The 16,691-nt window shown below is 69.4% G+C and carries 11 protein-coding genes; 2 read left to right on the forward strand and 9 right to left on the reverse strand.

The window, feature by feature from the left end:
• Window positions 1-5: 5 nt before the first annotated feature.
• The 3 genes from AC07VX_RS18385 to AC07VX_RS18395 form a co-directional block, all read right to left on the reverse strand.
• The gene (locus tag AC07VX_RS18385; protein WP_493166066.1) at window positions 6-1,796 is read right to left on the reverse strand and encodes a sensor histidine kinase; all 1,791 of its coding nucleotides are present in this window, start codon (window positions 1,794-1,796) and stop codon (window positions 6-8) included.
• 13 nt (window positions 1,797-1,809) lie between these two features.
• Complete coding sequence (locus tag AC07VX_RS18390) at window positions 1,810-3,153, reverse strand: MFS transporter (protein WP_493166065.1); 1,344 nt, start codon at window positions 3,151-3,153, stop codon at window positions 1,810-1,812.
• 164 nt (window positions 3,154-3,317) lie between these two features.
• A complete protein-coding gene (locus AC07VX_RS18395; RefSeq protein WP_493166064.1) occupies window positions 3,318-5,087 on the reverse strand; it encodes a DUF885 domain-containing protein in 1,770 nt (589 codons plus the stop codon).
• A gap of 121 nt (window positions 5,088-5,208) precedes the next feature.
• On the opposite strand from AC07VX_RS18395, the gene mfd reads away from it, so the two are divergent.
• Both mfd and serB read left to right on the forward strand, forming a co-directional pair.
• Window positions 5,209-8,676, forward strand: a complete 3,468-nt coding sequence (gene mfd / locus AC07VX_RS18400) for a transcription-repair coupling factor (RefSeq protein ID WP_493166063.1) — start codon at window positions 5,209-5,211, stop codon at window positions 8,674-8,676.
• A 23-nt stretch (window positions 8,677-8,699) separates the two neighbouring features.
• Window positions 8,700-9,416, forward strand: a complete 717-nt coding sequence (serB, locus tag AC07VX_RS18405) for a phosphoserine phosphatase SerB (RefSeq protein WP_493166062.1) — start codon at window positions 8,700-8,702, stop codon at window positions 9,414-9,416.
• 24 nt (window positions 9,417-9,440) lie between these two features.
• Here serB and AC07VX_RS18410 read toward each other — a convergent pair whose 3' ends face one another.
• The 6 genes from AC07VX_RS18410 to AC07VX_RS18435 all read right to left on the reverse strand — a co-directional run bounded on the left by AC07VX_RS18410 (window position 9,441) and on the right by AC07VX_RS18435 (window position 16,685).
• A complete protein-coding gene (locus AC07VX_RS18410; RefSeq protein WP_493166061.1) occupies window positions 9,441-9,659 on the reverse strand; it encodes an RNA-binding S4 domain-containing protein in 219 nt (72 codons plus the stop codon).
• Entirely contained in the window at window positions 9,652-11,364 is a 1,713-nt protein-coding gene (locus AC07VX_RS18415; RefSeq protein WP_493166060.1) for a thiamine pyrophosphate-binding protein, read from the reverse strand. The genes AC07VX_RS18410 and AC07VX_RS18415 overlap by 8 nt, the downstream gene beginning before the upstream one ends.
• Before the next feature lie 31 nt (window positions 11,365-11,395).
• Entirely contained in the window at window positions 11,396-12,499 is a 1,104-nt protein-coding gene (locus AC07VX_RS18420; protein ID WP_493166059.1) for an AI-2E family transporter, read from the reverse strand.
• Window positions 12,500-12,565: 66 nt separating this feature from the next.
• Window positions 12,566-12,961, reverse strand: coding sequence for a hypothetical protein (locus AC07VX_RS18425; protein ID WP_493166058.1), 396 nt, complete (start codon window positions 12,959-12,961; stop codon window positions 12,566-12,568).
• Between the two features lie 90 nt (window positions 12,962-13,051).
• Window positions 13,052-14,620 carry a methyl-accepting chemotaxis protein gene (locus AC07VX_RS18430; protein ID WP_493166057.1) on the reverse strand — a complete coding sequence of 523 codons (1,569 nt, stop codon included), beginning with the start codon at window positions 14,618-14,620 and terminating at the stop codon, window positions 13,052-13,054.
• A gap of 139 nt (window positions 14,621-14,759) precedes the next feature.
• Window positions 14,760-16,685, reverse strand: a complete 1,926-nt coding sequence (locus tag AC07VX_RS18435) for a bifunctional diguanylate cyclase/phosphodiesterase (RefSeq protein WP_493166056.1) — start codon at window positions 16,683-16,685, stop codon at window positions 14,760-14,762.
• Window positions 16,686-16,691 lie beyond the last annotated feature (6 nt).

Consider the following 16,691-nt stretch of genomic DNA (forward strand, 5'->3'; position numbering starts at 1 on the left):
CATTGTCAGGCGAGGGGCAGGCGCAGCGTGAACTGCGCCCCGCCCTGCGCGAGGTTGGCGCCCTGCAGCGAGCCGCCCAGCGCGTTGGCAATCGACGCCGAGATGGACAGGCCCAGGCCCAGCCCGTCGCCGCGGCGCTTGGTGGTGAAGAAGGGCTCGAACAGCCGCGCCTGCACGTCTTCGCTGAGGCCGGGGCCGTCGTCGCTCACGCGCAGCAGCGCCTGGCCGGCCTCCACCTCGGCCTGCAGCCTGACCGTGCCGCCGCCCTTCTCGGCACTCGCGTCGATACCGTTGCGCAGCAGGTTCACCAGCACCTGCTCGATGCGCACCTGCTGGCCCAGCACGACCAGGCCGTCGGGCACGGGTGGACAGTCCAGCGTCACCCGCTGGCGGCGGGCCTCGGCGCCGACCAGGGCCACGGCCGCCCGGAAGGCCGCGGCCACATCCACCGGCTGCACGCGCAATTCGTCGCGCCGCGCAAAGCCCTTGAGCTGGGCCACGATGGCGGCGATGCGCTGCGTGAGGCTGTCGATGGCTTCGAGGTTGCCTTCGGCATCGGCCTGCATGCCGCGCTCCAGGAACACGCGGGCGTTGTCGTTCAACGCGCGCAGCGCCGCCAGCGGCTGGTTGATCTCGTGCGTGATGCTGGCCGCCATCTGCCCCAGCACGGCAAGCTTGCCCGCCTGCACCAGCTCGTCCTGCGTGGCGCGCAGCGTCAATTCGGTGCGGTGCAGCTCGTCGACGCGCGCCTGCAGCTCACGCGTGCGCTCGGCAATGCGGGCCTCCAGGCTGTCGTAAGCCGCGCGCAGCTCGCCCTGCGCGGCCAGACGCTCGCGGGCGCGCCGGCGGCGCAGCTGCAGATAGGCCAGCAGCAGGCCCAGCGACACCCAGGCCAGCGCCGCGGCCCAGGCGCGGCCGGCGGCGATCTGTTCGGCGCCGCGGATCTCGGTGAAGGACAGCAGCGTCCAGCCGCGCCTGTCGACGGGCTGCTCGGTGACTAGTGCGCGCCACTTCGCAGTGGCCGTGGCGATGCGCTCCACGCGCAGCTCGCCCGACACGCGGGACGCCTCACGCGACAGCGGCGCCAGCGGCAGGTCGCCGTACTGCTGCGTGTCGTGCAGCTCGGCGCGCACGGCGGCGCTCAGCGGCTGCAGTGTGCGGTACTTCCACTCGGGCCGGCTGGCGAGGAAGACGACGCCGCGCGCGTCGGCCAGCATCAGCTCGCCGGCGCTGCGCGCCCAGTTGGCCTCCATCTCGTCCAGCGACACTTTCAGCACGACAACGCCTGACGCGGGACCGGCGAGGCGGTGGGCGATGAAATAGCCTGGCGTGCCGGTGGTGGAGCCGCGCGCGTAGAAATGCCCACCACCGCCGGCCATCGCATCGCGGAAGTAGGGCCGGTAGGCGTAGTTCTGGCCGACGAAGGTCTGCGGGTCGCGCCAGTTGCTGGCGGCCAGCGTCAGGCCCTGGGCGTCGATGAGGAAGATGGCGGCGACCGCGGCGTCGCGCGCTACGCCTTCGAGCAGCCCGTTGACCTCGGCGACCCGCGCCTTGGAGGCGGGTTCGGCGAGCAGGCCAGACAACGCCGGGTGGCGCGCTAGCACCTGCGGCACGGTTTCGTACTTGTCGAGCGCACCGGTCAGCTCGTGGGCGACGAAGCGCAGATGGCGCTGGGCGTCGTCCTGCGTCTGCGCCAGAGCCAGGTCCAGCGAGATGCGCCACGCGGCATACGCAACCGCCGCGCCGCCCAGCACCACCACCAGCAGCAGCGCGAGGCTGCGTCGCCAGCGGGGCATCCTATTGGGTCGGTCAGTGGGCTGCGGACTCGGCATCAATTCGCGAATGCCGGCGCGTGTCACGCATCAACAGGTAGACGAGCAGCGAGCAGGCGATCACCGCGCTAGCGTACCAATAGAAGCCGCTCTCCATCCCCTGCTGCTTGAACCACAGCGCGATGTACTCGGCACTGCCGCCGAACACCGACACCGCGATGGCATAAGGCACGCCCACGCCGGTGGCGCGGATGGACGCCGGAAAGAGCTCGGCCTTCACGACCGCGTTGATGGAGGTGTAGCCGCTGACAATGAGCCAGGCGCAGGCGATCAGGCCGAAGGCTTCCCAGGGCCCCTGCGCGTGGCGGATGGCGGTCAGCAGCGGCACGGTGAAGATCGTGCCCAGGATCGCAAAGCCCAGCAGCAGCGGCTTGCGGCCGACGCGGTCCGACAGCGCACCATACAGCGGCTGCAGCAGTGCGGCGAAGACGAGGCTGGCAGCCGACACGGCCGTGGTCTGCGCGTCCGTCAGGCCCACCGACAGCTTCAGGAACTTCTGCATGTAGGTGGTATAGACGTAGAAGGCCAGCGTTCCGCCCATGGTCAGGCCGATGACGATGAGGCATTCGCGCGGATGTTGCAGCAGCAGCTTGAAGCCGCCCATGCGGTCCTTGTTACGCTGCTTCTCGGCCTTGAAGGCGTTCGTCTCAGGCAGATCCGACCGCATGATCAGCGCGACGACGGCCAGCCCCGCACCGATGAAGAACGGGATGCGCCAGCCCCAGGCCTTGAGCTCGGCGGTATCGAGCACGAAGTTCTGCAGCACCAGCAGCACGATCAGCGCCGTCAGCTGGCCGCCGATCAGCGTCACGTACTGGAAGCTGGAATAGAAGCCGCGGTGCCTGGACGTGGCCATCTCGGACAGGTAGGTGGCGCTCGATCCGTACTCGCCGCCCAGGCTCAGGCCCTGCAGCAGCCGTGCGATCAGCAGGATGGCCGGCGCCCAGACACCGACGCTTGCGTAGGTGGGCGAGCAGGCGATCAGCAGCGAGCCGCCACACATCAGCAGCACCGACAGCATCAGCGCCAGGCGCCGGCCATGGCGGTCGCCGATGTAGCCGAACAGCAGGCCGCCGATGGGCCGCACGAAGAAGCCCAGCGCGAATATGGCCGCGGTGGACATGGACTGCGCCACCGGGTCGCTGGACGGAAAGAAGGCCGACGAGAAGTACAGCGAGAAGGCGGCGTAGCAGTAGAAGTCGTACCACTCGACGAGGTTGCCGATGGAGCCGACGAAGATGGCCTTGATGCGCTTGAACTCGATGGCATCCGGCGGCGCTGCCGCGGGGCGAGCCGATGTCGGGGGATAGATCGCTGACATGCTGTCTCCTGGGGGTTGTGTGCCCCAGGATGAGCAGCTTGCGTGCCAAGAGGGTGCAGGGCGGCGCCCCAGGGTGGCGCGGCCTTGCCGGGCCGCGGCTTCGGCGGATTCCCGCCGTGTCGGCGCGCCGCCCGGCCGCCAGCGGCGGTGATCCGCCGCCAGCCTCAGCGGCTGCGCTTGACCCAGTCCATCACCAGCTCGCGCAGCACCGGCAGCGGCACCTGGCCTGCCGTCAGCACGACGCGGTGGAAGCCCTTGATGTCGAATTTCGCGCCCAGGGCTGCAGCAGCCTCGGCGCGCAGCTTCGTGATCTCCAGCTGGCCGATCTTGTAGCCCAGCGCCTGGCCGGGCCAGACGATGTAGCGCTCGACCTCGGAGACGACGTCGCTCTCTGCCATGGATGAGTTGTCCAGCATGTACTGGATCGCGCGCTCGCGCGTCCAGCCCTTGTGGTGCAGGCCGGTGTCCACCACCAGCCGCATGGCGCGCAGCTGCTCATCGGAGAGGCGGCCATACCACTGGTAGGGGTCGGTGAAGAGGCCCAGCTCCTTGCCGATGCTCTCGGCATACAGCGCCCAGCCTTCCACATAGGCCGTGTAGTGGCTGCCATAGCGGCGGAACTTGGGCAGGCCCTGGTCTTCCTGTGCGATGGAGATCTGGAAGTGGTGGCCCGGAGAGGCTTCGTGCAGCGACAGCGTCTCCATGCCGAAGATGGGCTGGGCCTTCAGGTTGAAGGTGTTGACGTAGAAGACGCCGGGGCGCGAGCCGTCGCTCGACGGGCTCTGGTAGGACGCGCCCGCCGCACTCTCGGCTCGGAAGGCCTCGACTTCGCGCACCTCATAGTCGGCCTTCGGTTGGATGTCGAAGAGCTTGGGCGTCAAGCCGTTGATCTTCTTCTGCAGGTCGCGGTAGCCGGCGAGCAGGTCCTCGGGCTTGGTGAAGTAGAACTTGGGGTCGTCCTGCAGGTGCTTGAAGAAGGCCTTGAGGTCGCCGTCGAAGCCGACCTGCCGGCGCACGCCCTCCATCTCGCCCAGGATGCGCGCGACCTCCTTCAGGCCAATGGCGTGAATCTCGTCGGGCGACAGCGGCAGCGTGGTCGACTGGCGCACGCGCTGGGCATACCAGGCCTTGCCGTCCGGCAGCGCAGACCAGGCCGTGCTGGCGCGCGCCCTCGGGGTGTACTCGTCGCGCACGAAGGCCAGCAGCCGGGCATAGGCCGGCAGCACCTGCGCCGACAGCAGCTCGCGCATCGCGGCGGTGATGCGCTCGCGGTCGGCCGCCGGCATGGCGTCGGGGAAGTTCCTGATCGGGCCCCAGAACAAGCTCTTCTCGGGATCGCTCACGGCCAGCGCAGTCAGCTGCGGCAGCACCTTCTCCATGACGGCGCGGGGCTGCGTCACGCCAGCCTTGAGGCCCTCGCGCATGTTGGCGATGGTGCCGTCGAAGACGGGCACGGCGAGCCCCAGGCGCTTGAGCCAGTCGTCGTAGTCCTTGGTCGTCCTGAAGGGCTGGATGGACTGGCCCGTGCCCATCTGCGCCAGGAAGCTGGGCAGGCCGCCGATCTGGCTGATGGGCTGCATCCAGTCCGGGAAGCGCTCAGCCGCAAGGTTCTGCTGCAGGTCCAGCTTGAGGATGCTGTAGGAGATGCGGTCCTTGGGATCGAGCCTGGCCTTGCTGAAGCCGCCCAGCTCCTTGAGCTGCTGCTGCACCTCGCGCCGGGCCTGGGCACGCCAGGCGGCCGTCGTCGTGTCGATGAGGCGGTCGTTGTAGCGCGCGTCGCCCAGGGACGTGGCCAGGACGGGCTGGCGCTGCAGCGTCAGTTCCCACTGGGCGTCCAGCCACTGGTGAAAGCGTTCGCTCTCGGTGGCGGCGAAGGCGGGCAGGCTGACAGCCAGGGAGGTCGCAAGCAGGCTGAGGGCGTGGCGGCGGCGCATGAAGTCTCCGGTTTCGAATGGCAGAGATGCTAGCCATGCCCCTGACGAACAGCCAAAGGGCATGGGCTGCCTAAAATTCCCCCAAGCCCCGCTCCGGGGCTGTTGTCGTTTGTAGGTCCGCATGAGTCTTCCGTCGCTGCCGGCTGTTCTGCCCGGCAAGAAGTTCACCCACTCCCGCCCCCTGGGCTCGGCCGATGCCCTGCTGCTCGCCCGCTTCGTGCAGCAGCAGCGCGACGCCGGGCGGCTCGCTGCCGTCTTCACGGCCGAGCCAGGAGACACGCAGCGCCTGGAAGACGAGCTGAAGTTCTTCGCCCCTGAGCTCAAGGTCGCCGTCTTCCCGGACTGGGAAACCCTGCCCTACGACAGTTTCAGCCCCCACCAGGACCTGATCTCCGAGCGCCTGGCCACGCTGTGGGAGCTGCTGCAGGCCAAGAAGACCAAGACCATCGACGTGGTGCTGATGCCGGCCTCGACCGCCCTCACCCGCCTGGCGCCACCGAGCTTTCTGGCCGGCACCACCTTCAACTTCAAGCAGAAACAGCGGCTGGACGAAGCCTCGCTGCGTTCGCAGCTCACGCTGGCGGGCTATACCAACGTCAGCCAGGTCGTGCAGCCCGGCGAGTACGCCGTGCGCGGCGGGCTCATCGATCTCTTTCCCATGGGCTCGGCCGTGCCCTTCCGCGTGGACCTGTTCGGCGACGAGGTGGACTCCATCCGCACCTTCGACCCCGACAGCCAGCGCAGCCTCTACCCCGTGCCCGAAGTGCGGCTGCTGCCGGGCCGCGAATTCCCGATGGACGAGGCCGCGCGCAAGGTCTTTCGCAACCGCTGGCGCGAGAAGATGGAGGGCGACCCGACCAAGTCGCGCCTGTACCGCGACATCGGCGACGGCATCGCCTCGGGCGGCATCGAGTACTACCTGCCCATCTTCTTCGAGCAGACGGCCACCGTCTTCGACTACCTGGGCGACGAGGCGGGCCTGGCCCTGCACGGCGAGGTGGACGAGGCCATCCAGCGCTTCTGGACCGACACCCGGGAGCGCCACCGCTTCCTGCAGCACGACCCCGAGCGGCCGCTGCTGCCGCCGCAGGAGATCTTCCTCACCAGCGAGGACTTTTTCGGCCGGACCAAGCCCCATGCCGTGCTGTCGGTGCGTGGCAACGAGCCGGTGGACTTCGCCCGGCCACTGCCCGACGTCAGTGTCGAGCGCGGCGCGCAAGAGCCGCTGGCCCGGTTGGAGGCCCACCTCAAGGCCACGCCACACCGCGTGCTGCTGCTGGCCGAAAGCGAAGGTCGGCGCGAGAGCCTGCTGGAGCAGTTGCGCGACCACAAGATCGACCCGCCCTCGGTGGCCAGCCTGGCCGAGTTCTGGGAGGGAGACGAGAAATACGCCATCACCGCGGCGCCCCTGGCCGCGGGCTTCTTCTGGGTCGACGGCAAGCGGCCAGTGCAGCTCATCACCGAGACCGAGCTGTTCGCGACGACGCCCACCACGCGCCGCCGACGCAAGCAGGAACAGGTCAGCGACGTCAACGCGCTGATCAAGGACCTTTCCGAGCTGAAGGTGGGCGACCCGGTCGTGCACATCAACCACGGCATCGGGCGCTACCAGGGGCTCGTGAACATCGACCTCGGAGGAACGGGAGACGAGGGCCAGAAGAGCGAGTTCCTGCACCTGGAGTACGCCGACAAGGCGACGCTCTACGTGCCGGTGGCGCAGCTGCACCTGATCGGCCGCTATACCGGCGTGTCGGCCGAGGAAGCCCCGCTGCACAAGCTGGGCTCGGGCCAGTGGGAAAAGGCCAAGCGCAAGGCCGCCGAGCAAGTGCGCGACACCGCCGCCGAGCTGCTCAACCTCTACGCCCGACGCGCCGCCCGCGAAGGCCATGCGTTCAGGTATTCCGGCCACGACTACGAGGCCTTCGCCGCAAGCTTCGGCTTCGAGGAGACGCCCGACCAGCGCGCGGCCATCCACGCCGTCATCCAGGACATGATCTCACCCAAGCCTATGGACCGCCTGGTCTGCGGCGACGTGGGCTTCGGCAAGACCGAGGTGGCGCTGCGCGCGGCCTTCGTCGCGGTCATGGGCGGCAAGCAGGTCGCCATCCTGGCGCCGACGACGCTGCTGGCCGAGCAGCATTACCAGAACATCGCCGACCGCTTCGGCGCCTGGCCCGTGAAGGTGGCGGAGATGAGCCGCTTCCGCTCGGCCAAGGAGATCAAGGCGGCGATGGAAGGCATCGCCGACGGTTCCATCGACATCGTCGTCGGCACGCACAAGCTGCTGTCGGCCGACGTGAAGTTCAACCGCCTGGGTCTGCTGGTCATCGACGAGGAACACCGCTTCGGCGTGCGCCACAAGGAGGCGATGAAGGCGATGCGCGCCGAGGTGGACGTGCTGACGCTGACAGCGACGCCCATCCCGCGAACCCTTGGCATGGCACTTGAAGGGCTGCGCGACCTGAGCGTCATCGCCACCGCGCCGCAGCGCCGCCTGGCCATCAAGACGTTCGTCCGCGCCGAGAGCAGCGGCACCATCCGCGAGGCCGTGCTGCGCGAGTTGAAGCGCGGCGGCCAGGTCTATTTCCTGCACAACGAGGTCGAGACCATCGAGAACCGGCGCCAGAAGCTAGAAGAGCTGGTGCCCGAGGCGCGCATCGTCATCGCCCACGGCCAGATGCCCGAGCGCGAGCTGGAGCGTGTCATGCGCGAGTTCGTGCAGGGCAAGCACAACCTGCTGCTGTGCTCCACCATCATCGAGACTGGTATCGACGTGCCCTCGGCCAACACCATCGTCATCAGCCGCGCCGACAAGTTCGGCCTGGCCCAGCTGCACCAGCTGCGCGGCCGCGTGGGCCGCAGCCACCACCAGGCCTATGCCTACCTGATGGTGCCCGACATCCAGGGCCTGACCAAGCAGGCCACGCAGCGCCTGGACGCCATCCAGGCCATGGAGGAGCTGGGCTCGGGCTTCTACCTCGCCATGCACGACCTGGAGATCCGTGGCGCCGGCGAGATGCTGGGCGAAAACCAGAGCGGCAACATGATGGAGGTGGGCTTCCAGCTCTACAACGACATGCTGGCCGAGGCCGTGCGGTCGCTGAAGGCCGGCCGCGAACCCGATCTGCTGTCACCCTTTGCCGCCACCACCGAGATCAACCTGCACGCGCCCGCCCTGCTGCCCGACGCCTACTGCGGGGACGTGCAGGTGCGGCTGAGCCTGTACAAGCGCCTCGCGACGGCCGAGAAGAACGAGCAGATCGACGCCATGCTCGAAGAAATCACCGACCGCTTCGGCAAGCTGCCCACGCAGGGCCAGACGCTGTTCGACACCCACCGCCTGCGCGTGCTGGCCAAGCCCTACGGCGTCATCAAGGTGGACGCCTCGCCGGCCATCATCAACCTGAACTTCCGCCCCAACCCGCCCATCGACCCGATGCGCGTCATCGAGCTGGTGCAGAAGAACCGCAACATCAAGCTGGTGGGCAACGAGAAGCTACGCATCGAGAAGCAGCTCTCCAGCCCGCAGGACCGTGCCCAGGCCGTGCGCGAGGTGCTGCGCCTGCTGGGCCAACCCGTCAAGGCCTGAACCCGCTCTCCGGAAAATCCCCCATGTCCACGATCTCCTCCTCGCCCACCCCCGGCCTCGTGCTGCGCGACGGCCCCGCCCTGCCGCCCCTGTCCCATTTCAAGCTCGCCGCCTTCGACATGGACTCGACGCTGATCGGCATCGAGTGCATCGACGAGATCGCCGCACTGTCCGGCAAAGGCCGGGAAGTGGCAGCCATCACCGAGGCCGCGATGCGCGGCGAGATCACCGACTTCAAGGACAGCCTGCGCCGGCGCCTGGGCCTGCTGGCCGGCGTGCCCGCCACTGTGCTGGACCGCGTGCTGGCCGAGCGCCTCACCTTCAACCCCGGCGCGCGCGAACTGTGTGCGGCGCTGAAGGCCGCAGGCCTCAAGCTCGTCCTAGTCTCCGGCGGCTTCACCTTCTTCACGCGCTTTGTCGCCGCCGAGCTGGGCATGGACTTCGTGCGCAGCAACGAGCTGGAGACCCAAGGCGGGGCCCTCACCGGCCGCGTCGCCATGCAGGCCTGGGGCGACATCTGCGACGGCGAGCAGAAGCGGCTGATGCTGCTGGAATGCTGCGACAAGATCGGCTGCCGGCCCGACCAGGCGATTGCCGTCGGCGACGGCGCCAACGACCTGCCGATGATGGGCGCAGCCGGCCTCTCGGTGGCCTACCACGCCAAGCCCAGGGTGCGCGAGCAGGCCCGCATCGCCATCAACGACGGCGGCCTCGATCGCCTGCTCGAGCTGCTGCGCTGAACCCGTCCGGCGTGCCGGCCGCCGTCAGCCGCCGGCGGCCAGCACCCGGACCTGCTGGCCCGCGAAGGCCACCACCTGGCCGGCGCGGATCTTGGCCGTCTTGCGCTGCTCGACCTGGCCGTCGACCTTCACCTCGCCAGCCGCGATCAGCACCCGCGCCCGGCCACCACTCTCCACCAGGCCCATGGCCTTGAGCAGCTTGTCGAGTTCGATGAACTCGCCGCGCAATGTCAGCTCAAGCATGCTGCGCCTTCCTGGCCGCTTCGCGGATCGCCGTTAACGTGCTGCGCGAGGTGGACACGTCGCTGGAAAGACGCAGATGCAGCAGCGCCGGCCTGCCCGCCGCGATAGCCGCGTCCAGTGCCGGGCCGACCTGCTCCGTGCTCTCGGCCTTGAAGGCGGCGAAGCCGAAGGCCTCGGCCAGCTTGGCGAAATCCGGGTTGAAGAGGTCGCTGCCCGACACCCGCCCCGGGTATTCGCGCTCCTGGTGCATGCGGATGGTGCCGTAGGTGCCGTTGTCGACGACGACGACCAGCAGCTTTTTTGCGCCATAGCCGGTGGCCGTGGCCAGCTCCTGGCCGGTCATCAGGAAATCGCCGTCGCCAGCGATGTTGACGACCCAGCGGTCCTGCAGCAGCGCCGCCGCCACGGCCGCCGGCACGCCGTAGCCCATGGCGCCCGAGGTCGGTGCGAGCTGCGTCTTGCCGAAGCGGTGCAGCGCCGTGTAGCGGTGAAAACGATGCAGCCAGCCGCTGTAGTTGCCGGCGCCGTTGGTGAAGATCGAGCCCTCGGGCAGCCTTGCGTCGATGAGCCGGATGACCTCGGCCATGTCCAGCGGCGCGACGGGCGTGGGCACCAGGTTGGCCCGGTAGTCGGCGTTGGCGGCGGCGGTCCAGTCGCGCCAGGAGACGTCGGCGGGCGGGCTCAGCTCAGCAAGCGCCGGCGCGGCCTGGCTCATGCTGGCGTTGATGAGAAGCTCGCCCGTGTAGACGCGGCCCAGCTCCTCGGCGCCGGCGTGGATGTGGATGAGCTGCTGCGTGGGGCGCGGGGCCTGCAGCAGCGTGTAGCCGCCAGTCGTCATCTCGCCCAGGCGCGGGCCGATGGCGAGGACGAGGTCGGCGGCCTTCACGCGCGCGGCCAGCCTCGGATTGATGCCGATGCCGACATCGCCGGCGTAGTTCGGGTGGGCGTTGTCGAACAGGTCCTGGAAGCGGAAGGCGCAGCCCACCGGCAGGTTCCAGGCTTCGGCAAAGCGCTGCAGCGCGGCCGTGGCATCGGGCGTCCAGCCGCCACCACCGGCGATGACGAGGGGCTGCTTGGCCGCGGCCAGGCGCTCGCGCAGCTCGGCCAGCGCGGCCGGCGTGGGCGCGGCTTCGGCCGGTCGCGCGGGCGCGACGACGGGCGCCGTGATCGGCTTCGTCAGCATGTCCTCCGGCAGCACCAGCACAACCGGGCCGGGCCGCCCCTGCATGGCCGTGTGGAAGGCACGCGCGACGTACTCGGGCAGGCGCTCGGCGTCATGCACCTCGCCCACCCACTTGGCCATGCCGAGGGTGCCGGGGCCGAACATCTGGCGGTAGTCCACCTCCTGGAAGGCCTCGCGGTCGCGCTGGTCGCTGGCGACCTGGCCGATGAAGAGGATCATCGGCGTGCTGTCCTGGAAAGCCGTGTGCAGGCCAATGCTGGCATTCGTCGCACCCGGGCCGCGCGTGACGAAGCAGATGCCGGGGCGGCCGGTGAGCTTGCCCTGCGCCTCGGCCATGAAGGCCGCGCCGCCCTCCTGGCGGCAGGCGACGAAGCGGATCTGGCCGGCGTACTCGTGGAAGCCGTCGAGCACGGCGAGGAAGGATTCGCCAGGCACGCCGAAGGCCGTGTCGACGCCCTGGGCGATCAGCGCCTCGACCAGCTTGTGGCCGGCGAGGACGGGGGGATTAGCTTGTCTAGTCATGTGGGAACTTTATCCGGCAACGACAGATCCTTCAGCGCGCCGACGGGTCGGCACCCGGCTCTGCAGCCGCTTCCTCCCGGGCGGTGGCGAACAGGTCCCAGACCGCCATGAACATAGCCGCGATCACCGGCCCGATGACGAAGCCGTTGATGCCGAACACGGCCATGCCGCCGATGGTGGAGATGAGCACGAGGTAGTCCGGCATCTGGGTGTCCTTGCCGACGAGGATGGGGCGCAGCACGTTGTCCACCAGGCCGATGACGAGCACCCCGTAGGCGATCAGGGTCGCACCCTGCCAGATCGCGCCCGTGACCAGGAAATACAGGGCCACCGGCAGCCAGATCAGCCCCGCGCCGATGGCCGGCAGCAAGGACAGGAAGCCCATCACGACGGCCCACAGCAGCGCACCCTTGATGCCGAGGAACCAGAACGCCATCCCACCCAGCGAGCCCTGCGCAGCGGCGACGAGCACGTTGCCCTTCACGGTGGCACGGATGACGGTGATGAACTTGGACGCCAGGTGGCGCCGGTGCTCGGGCGCGAGCGGCACGGCCTGGCGGATGCGCCGGCTCAGCGCGGCACCGTCACGCAGCAGGAAGAAGGCCAGGTAGAGCATCACGAAGAAGCTGACCACCAGGTCGAGCGCGTTCTGCCCCATGCTGTAGACCTGGGTCGCGATGAGCTGGCTGCCGCGCCCGATGGCCTCGCTGATGCGGGTCTGCAGTTCGTTGAAGTCGGTCAGGCCGAAATGTTCCAGCAGGTCGTGCAGCCAGGCCGGCGACACGGCCACCATCTGTTCGAAGTAGCGTGCGAAGTTGGTCTCGCCCGACTGCACGCGCTGATAGAGCGCAGCGCCCTCCTTCAGCAGCATGCCCATGAGCAGGGTGACAGGCACCACGACGATGACCAGCACGAGCGACATCGTCACCAGAGCGGCCATGGTGCGCCGCTGCGGCCACCGGCGCTGCAGCCGCCCAAAGACGGGAGCGAAGACGATGGCGATGACTGCGCCCCAGAACACCGCGCCGCCGAAGGGCAGCAGGATCCACACGAAGGCCAGGTTCACCGCGACCATCAGCGCCAGGAAGGCGCGATGCTCGAAGGCAGGAGACGTGGCGAAGCTCTTGAATTTCATGCAGCGCGGCGCTCGTGGCCGGGGCAGTGGTGCTGGCGCATGGTATGCCGGGCCCCGAGGGGCTCGTCAGCGCGCGCCCTCGATCTGGCGCTCCATGATCTTCTCGTGCAGGGTGTCGTCGCGCGTGATGTCCAGCGCCTTGTGCAGCGCGGAGGGGCCGCTGCCGGCCGCGGCGGGCCTGGCGACCGGCGTGCCGGGGACGACGGTCACTGCCCCCGCGGCCACGGCCTGCTCCTTGGCACCGGGCGGGCATTCGACGTTGGAATAGGACACCTGCTGGCCATTGACGCATTTGCGCAGCTCGCCGGCGCGGAGCCTGGGCGCCGCCTTGGACGCGTTGGCCGGCGGCTGCGGCTCGCTGAAGCCGAGGCTTGGCGCGGCCGGCAGTGTGGTCGCCCCTGCCCAGGCCTGCATCCGTTCACGCTGCTGCCAGCCGAGGCCCAGCGCAGCCAGGAGGGACACCAGGGCAACGAGACCACGGATTGACATGGAGGGGGCGGCGGAAGACGAGGTGGCCGGGACTGTACCGGCCAGCTTCACAGCCGCCTGCGTTCAGCGCGCCAGCGAGAACACGCTGACGGCCTGGACCAGACGCTCGGACTGGCTGCGCAGGCTCTCGGCCGCGGCGGCGCTCTGCTCCACCAGCGCCGCATTCTGCTGGGTGACCTGATCCATCTGCGAGACGGCGTCACCCACCTGGCCGACGGCCGTGCTCTGCTCGCGGCTGGCCACGCTGATCTCGCGCACGATGCCGCTCACGCGCTGGATGGCCTCGACGACCTCCTGTGTGGTGGCGCCGGCGCGGTCGACCAGGGACGATCCCTTGTCCACATGGCCCACGCTGGTGTCGATCAGCGACTTGATCTCCCTGGCCGCCACGGCGCTGCGCTGGGCCAGCGTCCGCACCTCGCCCGCCACGACGGCAAAGCCGCGGCCCTGCTCGCCTGCGCGGGCAGCTTCCACCGCAGCATTCAGCGCCAGGATGTTGGTCTGGAAGGCGATGCCGTCGATGGCGCTGATGATGTCGGCCATGCGCTTGGAGCCGGCGTCGATGTCACGCATGGTCGCGATGACGGCGTCCATCACTTCGCCGCCCCTGGTCGCGATGTCGGTGGCCGTGCGGGCCAGCTCGCTGGCCTGCTCGGCGTTGTCGGCATTGCTGTGCACCGTCGTGCCGAGCTGGTCCATCGTCGCGGCGGTCTGCTGCAGGGCGCTGGCCTGTTCCTCCGTGCGCTCACTGAGGTCGGCGTTGCCCACGGCGATCTGCGCCGATCCGGTGGCAATCGATTCGGACACGTCGCGCACCTGGTGGACGATTTCCGCCAGGCTGTCGCGCATCGCGCCCAGCGAGGCCAGCACGCTGCCGGCGGGCGCACGCTCGCAGCCGGCGACCGGGCTCAGGTTGCCGGCGGCGACCAGGCCCGCCGCTGCGCTCAGTTCGCCCGGCTCGGCGCCGAGCGCACGCAGGATGCCGCGCACGATGAGCACGCCGCTCACCACGGCGACCAGCAGGGCACAGGCGACGACGGCCAGGAAGCCGTTGCGCTGGCGCGCAACCCTGGCGTCCGACTGGCTGATCATCTCCTCGGCACGATGCGCGGTGTAGGTGGAATAGGCGTTGGTGGCGCGGACGAGTTCGTCCAGCAGCGGGCGACATTCCTCGTTCATGCGCCGCACGGCCTCTTCATGCTTCTGGTCGACCGCCAGCCTGACGATGTCCAGGGCCACCACCGCGTACTTCTGCTCGATGCGCGCGACCTCGCCGATCAGGCCCCGGGCCTGGGCCGACACGTCGGCGGCCTGCGCCATCTGCTGCAGCTTCTCCAGCTGCCGGGAGGCGGTCGCATGCGCGCGCTCCACCCTGGCCCGCTCGGCCTGCATGTCCTCGGGCCGGGTCACCAGCACCAGGTTGCGGGCCGCGATGGCGCGCTCGTCCACGGCCAGCCGCACCGCGTTGGCCACGCCGGCCCGGGCATTGATGCCCGTCACGAAATGCTCGAAGGCGTCGCTCTCGGCCTCCAGGGCATGCCAGGCCAGTCCGGCGACGAGCAACAGCAGGGCGATCAGCGTGCCGAATACGGCCGTCAGCCGGGCGCGGACGGTGAGCAGAGAGAACTTCATGGGGCCTTCCTTGGACGGTCAACGTTCGACCGGCCGCCAGCTTAACCCCGGTTCAGCAAATTTTGATTTATTTGATAATTTTGATTTGCTAACAATTGCACAAACAAGCGCGCCGTCTGTGCTTGTGCTCGCCCGGGACTCAGCGGCCCTGCAGGCTGCGCGTCACCCAGGGGCCGGTCAGCCCATCCAGCTCGCAGTCCCACAGCGCCTGCGCATCCATCTCGTCGACGACGCCCTCGCCATAGACCTTGAGCGCCAGGCTGCGCAGCATGATGACCATGCCCCGCACGAAGGCCGCGCGCCCTGCCTCGCCGGCCACGCCCAGCAGCACCGAGGCATCGAGCTTCACGTAGTCCAGGCCTGCCTGGTAGAGCCGCTCCACCTGGGCCAGGCCGGCGCCGGCATGCTCCAGGCCCAGCTTGACGCCCAGCGGGCGCAACTGCTGGCCCAGTTCCAGCAGGCGGTCGAAATGCTCGGTGGCAGCGGCCTCGGTCAGGTCCAGCAGCAGCGCACGCGCGGCCTGGGGCCACTGGATCAGCAGTTCTCGCAGCTGGGGCAGGAAGGCGGCATCGGCCAGCGAGGCCGGCGCCACGTTGATGCAGCGGGCCTGACTGTCGGCCGCGATGTCCTTGAGCGCCAGGCCGACGGCAAACAGATCGACCTGTGCCGTCAACCGGGCCCGCGATGCCAGGGGGAGCCAGGTCGCCGCCGGCAGGAACTCGCCGTCCAGCTGCAGTTGCAGCGGGCATTCCAGGTGCAACACGCGTCCGGCGCGGTCACGCACCGGGAATTCGACGAGACGGCCGCGCCGCTGGCCGACGGCCTCCTGCAACTGGGCACGCCACAGGCCCTCGCCCTGCTCCCGGCCGATGCCAGGCTCGGCCACGATCTCGACGACGAAGCCGCCGCGCGCCTCGCTCAGGTGCTCGGCCCGCGCCAGCGCCGCGTCGGCCTCGCCCAGCCAGACGCTGCTCGGGCGCTCCCTGGGCAGCTCGATGGCACCCAGCGCCACCTGCACGCCGGGCCCGAAGGCCGGCAGGCTGGCGCGCAGCGCATCGGCCAGCGCATGGGCCGTCTCGGCAGCCACGCCCTCGGCAGGCAGCCAGAGCGCGAAGTCGCCGCCGTTGAGGCGGCCGACCCGGCAGCCCGGCACCGACTCTGGGTAGGCCTGCAGCGCCGTGACGACGGTCAGCAGCACATCATCGACGGCGGCCCGGCCCAGCCGGGCATTCAGGCCATGCAGGTCGCGCAAGCGCACCAGCACCAGGGCGGCGATGACCGGGCCGTCGTCGCGCTGCAGGGCGGCGTCCAGCTCGGCCAGGAAATGCTTGCGCGTCGAAACGCCGGTCAGCGGGTCGTGATGGACCTGCTCGCGCAGCACCAGCAGCTGGCCGGCCTGGGCTTCGAAGAGATCCTTGACCCGCTGCACCATGGCGTTCATCGCGCGGGTGAGGCGCTGCAGCTCGGGCACGCGCGGCTCGGTGACCTGGCCGTAGCTGCCGGACAGCACGCCCTCGGCCTGCGCGACGGCGGCGTCCAGCGGGCGGCGGATGCGGCGCAGGCCGACCCAGGCGGCAATGGCCGCGCCGATGCCGACGATGAGCAGCCAGGCCAGCAGCCGGCGCGAGCTGAGCCAGAGTGCGTCATGGGCGTAGCTGGAGTGGCTCTTCAGCTCGACCGCACCGATGGCATTCCAGCCGTTGGACACCAGGGCCACGCCGGTCGCGGCGTCGATGGGCAGCAGCGCCCGAAACCAGGCCGGCGCCTGACCGGGACGGGGCGCCTCGCCACGCTCGAACAGGGTCTCGCCGTTGGAACCACGCCAGCGCACGAACTCGTAGGCGCCAGTGTCGAACTGTGCCGACACGAGCAGCCGGATGAGCTCGCCGTCGCCCTTCTGCTGCGAAATGGCCAGCGCCAGGGACTGGGCGTTGTCGGCGTTCTTCAGCGCCAGCTGGGTGCGCATCAATTGCTGCGTGGACAGCGTGGACAGACCGACCGCGCCCACCAGTGCCGCAAGCACCACGCCCAGCACCAGCCAGGCGATCTGCCGCATCAACGACATGTCTCA

The organism is Roseateles sp. GW821-FHT03B02 (assembly GCF_059421025.1).